Raw genomic sequence first — 3495 nt, 5'->3', positions numbered from 1 at the left:
CACATTAATTTCTATTGAACCGCCGTGTACCGAACGGTACGCACGGTGGTGTGAGAGGACGCTGAATAAAATAATTATTCAGCTCCTACTCGATTAAAAATATTCAACATGAACTTCTTTGCCAAGTTTTTTCATAGTTTCTATTAGAAGTTCGATAATATTTACTTTTATGCTTAAATATGAAGGAAAATCTGGATTTTGATGAGCTGGATTTATAGCTTTTCCAACAAAAAGATTTAAGTGAGTACAATCTTCTATAAGAATTTTAGCAAGTTTTGATGCTCCATCCTTTCCTTCAAGATTTAAAGATATTTTATCTTCAATAGAATTGCTTAAATAAGTTTTAATTTTTTCTACAGCTTTGCTAAGAGTTAATACTCCTTCTGTAACAAGATCGATTCCTTTGATTACTGCGGTAGGTGGTACTGATGGATCGAAATACTCAAAATTCACAGATATGGTTTCTTCAAGTTCTCTGGCTGCAATATTAGCTGCAGTACCGCCACAGACAATTTTTTTTCCGCTGCTATTCATAAGCTTTTTTATTATAATACTATCATTTTTTTTGTCCATTGGAGGACCGGTGAAAATATTTATTAATTCGGGCTTTCTTAAAGCAACAGTTACTACAGTAGTATCATCTCCTGGCATTCCATCATATAGTTTTTGACATGTAAATATTAAGTCCTTGCATATATTACTAGCTCTCTTTTCAGTAGATATAAGATTTTCTAAATATTCTGCAACATTATCCCACTGCCAGCCAAGGTTGAGTATTGCTCCTACACCAGCGTGAATAGCTCCATCGCTTACTATGGTAAGAACATCATCAATCTTAAGTTTAAAATTACTTTCTTTTATTATTTTGTCTTTAATTATTATTTCTTTTTTAGGAGGAATGGAAAGTATATTATTCTTTACAAGAAAGAAAGGTGGGTTGTCATATTCTAAAGCATGTACGTTTCCATTCTTGTTAATCTTGATTATAGTAAAGGTGCAGTAAGCCAGCTGTCTTACACTGCACACAGGAAGAGTGTGAACTATAGTGTCTACAGTTTCATATAAGCTTAAACCTTCTTTTAGCATGGTACCAGCAATTTTACAGGTAAGTGTTGCCAGGATATTAGCTTTTACCCCGCTTCCTAGACCATCTGCCAGTACTATAATTACCTCATCTGGAGTTTTAATTACTTCAACCTTATCGCCGCACAGTTCCTCACCAGCTTTATTTAGACTATTATAAGAGATATCTATAAAAAAATTCATTTATTGTCATTCACCTCTCCTAAAGCTATAGCCTTGAGCTTAGTTAATATTACCTTTGTTTCAGCTGTAGTCTCACCTAAAAGGCTTGCTATTTCTTGTGCAACTCTCATCTGTTTTTCTATTACAGCCTGTGCAGCATCTATGGTTTTTTCTTTAACTCGAGCAAGCTCACCCTTACTTTTCTCCTGCATTGTAATATCATTTATAATAACCAAAAATACTCCATGGTTTTGCAGGTATATAATATTTTCTAATACAACTAAATCGTATTCTGATAAGGAGACTTTGCGACCAATTATATTTTCTTTTGTATTCTTTACTTTATAAAAGTCGTTGTCATCCATAATCATACAAACAGGCTTATCTTTAATATCTTCATATTTAATATTAAACATTTTTTCAGAAGCAGGATTAAAATCTTTAATAAGAAAATCTTCATCTAATGTAAAAATAGCATTTGGAGAAGTTTCAAAAACTACATTTGTAATACTTTCAGCTTTATTTCGAATATAATGAATACACATATTTATTTCTGCCATGCCATCCAGTACAGCTTGTGCTTTCTCACGGCAAGTATTATAACCGCATACTCCGCAATTGAGCTCATCTAAAGGAGAATTTTTCCCCATTTTTCTTAAAACTTGTTTAATCTCTTCTTCATTATATAATGTTTTATTTAAGCTTTTGTCTTTAAATGTTTTACAAAAATCTATATCATTTATATTTTCTAAACAAGCTGCTTTTAAATTACTGGTATTAGTTTTAATGTATTTAATAATATTTCTTTGGCGAACAAAATAATCTGTATCATTCTTAGGCATTGCAGGTCCGTTAATACATCCGCCTCTACAGGCTAGAGCTTCAATAAAAACTTTATTTAGATTTCCGTCTTCAATAGATTTAAAAAGTTCAATACATCTATCTATACCATCTGCACTTATATAATCATAGTTGAAGTCAGCATTATTTTTAAAAGCTATATCTAATTTTCCTGGAACAGGAAATAGTCTGCCTGTATAATCAGCCTCATCGTCAAATGAAACTGGTTCTAACTCGTTTAAGACAATAGAATTTTCATCAAGCCATTTTGATAATTCATCAAATGTTAAAACTGCATCTATAATTCCTATAGTATCATCTTCAACGCTTTCAAATTTTTTTGAATAACAAGGACCAATAAAAGTTATGAAACAATTGTCAAAGTTTCTTTTTAATATTTTTCCAAGGGCAATCATAGGTGAATCCACTGGAATTAAATAATTTATTAATGAAGGATAATAAGTTTGAATTAAATGATTTATAGAAGGACAACTAGTAGTAATATAATTTTCATTATGATTTTCATTAACGTAATCATTATAAAGTTTTGTAACCAGCTGTGCACCTAAGGCAACTTCTAATACTTTATCAAAACCAAGTATTTTAAGTGAAGCAGCTAGCTGACCTGGAAACTTTAATTCAAAGGCTCCTGCAAAGGAAGGAGCTACAATAGCAAGTACAGTTCTATTTGATTTTATAGCATTTTTTATTTTGTAAATATCAGACTTTATTTTTCTTGCGTTTTGAGGACATACTTTAAGACATTGACCGCAGGTAACGCAGCGTTTTTCGTCTATCTTTGCCTGATCGTTTTTAATTCTGATAGCTTTAACAGGGCAGGAGCGAAGACATTTATAGCAGCTTCTGCAGTTTGCTTTGCTAAAATTTATTAATTCCATGTGCAACCTCCTTTATTATAGTCTGCTTAATACATGTGTTTGTAAAAATTCTGGAACATTATCTGCACTTAGAGAAAGTACGGGTTCATCATTTATTTTAACTGAAACAGCACTAGTACAATGGCCAAGGCAGAAGGAAGCCTTCAGTTCAATTTTTTTTTCTATGTTTAATTTTGCTATCTCACTTTGAAGCTCTTTAATTACATTATAAGAACCTTTTAAATGACAGGAACTTCCTACACAGACGCTGATAGTAAGCATAAGCAATCTCTCCTTGAAAAAAATGTTTTTTCTGATATAAATATATCACTTTGTTAAAAAATTATCCAGAGGAAATAGGGAAAAAGGAAAAAGGGACGGTTAACAACAAACCATTGTTTATAACACCCTGCTTATGGATAGAATTAAAGAAAAAATTATACATAAGCGGGGTGTGTTTTATGCCGAGAATAGCAAGGCAAAAGCAAGAAGGAGCAATATATCATGTTATGGCAAGAAGCATAAGTGAAGT

4 protein-coding genes are annotated in these 3495 nt (G+C 31.8%); 1 reads left to right on the top strand and 3 read right to left on the bottom strand.

The annotated features are described in order from the left end of the window. Window positions 1-93: 93 nt before the first annotated feature. Genes M2651_RS14180 through M2651_RS14170 form a run of 3 tightly spaced genes read right to left on the bottom strand, consistent with a single transcriptional unit; the run spans window position 94 to window position 3269 of the window. Window positions 94-1266, bottom strand: a complete 1173-nt coding sequence (locus M2651_RS14180; protein ID WP_252132992.1) for a SpoIIE family protein phosphatase — start codon at window positions 1264-1266, stop codon at window positions 94-96. Further along, complete coding sequence (locus tag M2651_RS14175) at window positions 1263-2984, bottom strand: [Fe-Fe] hydrogenase large subunit C-terminal domain-containing protein (protein ID WP_252132991.1); 1722 nt, start codon at window positions 2982-2984, stop codon at window positions 1263-1265. The genes M2651_RS14180 and M2651_RS14175 overlap by 4 nt, the downstream gene beginning before the upstream one ends. Window positions 2985-2999: 15 nt before the next feature. Next, window positions 3000-3269, bottom strand: coding sequence for a (2Fe-2S) ferredoxin domain-containing protein (locus M2651_RS14170; RefSeq protein ID WP_350338308.1), 270 nt, complete (start codon window positions 3267-3269; stop codon window positions 3000-3002). 26 nt (window positions 3270-3295) lie between these two features. On the opposite strand from M2651_RS14170, the gene M2651_RS14165 reads away from it, so the two are divergent. After that, a partial coding sequence (locus tag M2651_RS14165; RefSeq protein ID WP_434062157.1) for a hypothetical protein occupies window positions 3296-3495 on the top strand: 200 nt, incomplete at its 3' end.

The organism is Clostridium caldaquaticum, from assembly GCF_023806125.1.
GTDB classification, from domain to species: Bacteria; Bacillota; Clostridia; order Clostridiales; family Clostridiaceae; genus Clostridium_AT; species Clostridium_AT caldaquaticum.
This window is presented reverse-complemented; position numbering and strand designations above follow the sequence as displayed.

Coding starts and splice junctions, on each gene's coding strand:
- M2651_RS14175 (WP_252132991.1), bottom strand. CDS start 2,984: ATGGAATTAATAAATTTTAGCAAAGCAAACTGCAGAAGCTGCTATAAA.
- M2651_RS14180 (WP_252132992.1), bottom strand. CDS start 1,266: ATGAATTTTTTTATAGATATCTCTTATAATAGTCTAAATAAAGCTGGT.